Raw genomic sequence first — 1,833 nt, 5'->3', positions numbered from 1 at the left:
ACCGGCAAGGCGTCGTAGATACGCACTTTCCCAGTACGCCACCGTAAGGGGTTTTTCTCTTTGGCAGCAAGAATGGTTTGGTTTCTTTTTTCCTCGGCGCCGTAGGCGTCCGACTAACAATTTATTGTACGGAATCTATCCGTGATTTTGGGGTGGATCGGGTCGTCATAGTCTGGTGTGAGACTATGTACCGGAAGCTTGAAAATCCCGGATAAAGCCCGCTTTGGCAATGTTTTTGTACCGCATAGATTATGCAAAAATGCGGAAAGTTTCTTCATAGTCAGCAATGGGACTTGCTCGTGTATATACTGTTTATATATACATGTGGAGGTGACTCATGCGCAAGCCTCATTCGCCGTTTTTGGCAAGCATCTATGAGCAGATGTTGATGCTGCGTTACGCGATGGCAACCGTTGAAGCCTATCTGCACTGGATCAAGGCATTTATCCGTTTTTCCCGGATGAAGCATCCGGTCGAGCTGGGTGAGGCGGAGGTTCAGCAATTTTTGTCCTATCTGGTCACCGAGCGCCATGTGGCTGTCAAGACTCAGGCCCAGGCGTTGAATGCGCTGGTCTTCTTGTATCGCACTGTCTTGTTACGGCCTCTGCAGCTCGAGATGAAATTTACGCGCAGCCAGCGCCCTCCCAAACTGCCAACTGTTTTGACGCAAAGTGAAGTCCGAGCCTTGTTGCTGGCTATGCCAGTTCATCTTCGTCTCTTGGCGCAACTGATGTATGGCAGCGGACTCAGGCTGATGGAGGTGATGCGCCTGTGCGTGCAGGATATCGACTTCAACTACCTCTGCCTGATGGTCTGGAATGGCAAAGGGGGCAAGCACAGGCGTGTGACTCTGGCCTCGGAACTCATTCCGGCCCTGCGGGAGCAAATTGCCTACGTCCAGCGCTTTTATATGACGGACTGCTTAAACGACGCGTATGCCGGGGTGGCCTTGCCGACGGCATTGGCGCGCAAGTATCCGGCTGCCAGCAAAGAGCTGGGTTGGCACTACCTGTTTCCGGCATCCCATCTGAGTCGCGATCCTGTCGATGGGGCCTTGCGTCGACATCATCTGGATCCAACTACCCTGCAAAAAGCGGTTCGAGCCACGGCGCGTCAGCTACAGCTGGGAAAACCGGTCACCTGTCATACCTTGCGCCATTCCTTTGCCACCCATTTGCTGGCGCGGGGGGCGGATATTCGAACCGTGCAGGAGCAACTGGGCCATTCTGATGTTCGAACCACACAAATTTATACCCATGTGCTGCAAAACGGCGCCAATGGGGTACGTAGCCCTTTGTCTGATCTGTAATGGTTGGGGGGCGGGACGCTCGGTTTTTCAGAACGAGTGGCCTGACGCAGGCACGCTACCGCCCTTAGGTTACAGCTCCTAGAGGCTGACATCCGTTTCAGGTGGTGGCTTGTTACCCGGGCCATTTTCATCCTGATGGCCTGTTCTTTTCGTCAAACTATGCTACGGATTTCAGTTTCATATGGAAATAAATAATCGACGGGATTTGCAAAAATGTGCGATAGACAGGGAAGGTGCGAACAAGTTCCTGATATGAGATCATCATGTTCATCCGGAGCGCATCCCAGAGGGACATCATGAGCCATCAACTCACCTTCGCCGATAGTGAATTCAGCACTAAGCGCCGTCAGACCCGAAAATAGATTTTCCTCTCCCGCATGGATCAGATTCTGCCATGGCAAAACAGGCACTGTTGCAAATAGTCGGTGGTGATAAACTTATCATCCCCTTTTGCTGATGGAGCTGCACATGAACCCATTCAAAGGCCGGCATTTTCAGCGTGACATCATTCTGTGGGCCGTACG

2 protein-coding genes and 1 pseudogene are annotated in these 1,833 nt (G+C 52.3%); 2 read left to right on the top strand and 1 reads right to left on the bottom strand.

What is annotated here, in order from left to right:
* Positions 1 to 337 precede the first annotated feature (337 nt).
* Together K0778_RS25820 and K0778_RS28125 are read left to right on the top strand one after the other, a co-directional pair.
* Positions 338 to 1,309: an integron integrase gene (locus tag K0778_RS25820; protein ID WP_032482493.1), complete on the top strand. Its 972-nt coding sequence runs from the start codon at positions 338 to 340 to the stop codon at positions 1,307 to 1,309.
* Positions 1,310 to 1,605: 296 nt separating this feature from the next.
* Positions 1,606 to 1,668: pseudogene (locus K0778_RS28125) on the top strand (hypothetical protein); the annotation flags it as partial.
* On the opposite strand, the gene K0778_RS25815 reads toward K0778_RS28125, so the two are convergent.
* Positions 1,646 to 1,833: hypothetical protein (locus K0778_RS25815; RefSeq protein ID WP_214290700.1), on the bottom strand; the 188-nt coding region annotated here is incomplete at its 5' end. The pseudogene K0778_RS28125 and the gene K0778_RS25815 sit on opposite strands and share 23 nt — an antisense overlap.

Origin of the sequence: Escherichia sp. XD33 (assembly GCF_019375075.1) — a bacterium.
GTDB lineage: Bacteria > Pseudomonadota > Gammaproteobacteria > Enterobacterales > Enterobacteriaceae > Enterobacter > Enterobacter flexneri_A.
Note: the sequence above shows the minus strand (reverse complement) of the source record. Positions and strands in the feature narration are given on the sequence as shown.

Bases quoted from the DNA above. Each gene is read 5' to 3' on its own strand.
- K0778_RS25820 (WP_032482493.1), top strand. From the start codon at position 338: ATGCGCAAGCCTCATTCGCCGTTTTTGGCAAGCATCTATGAGCAGATG.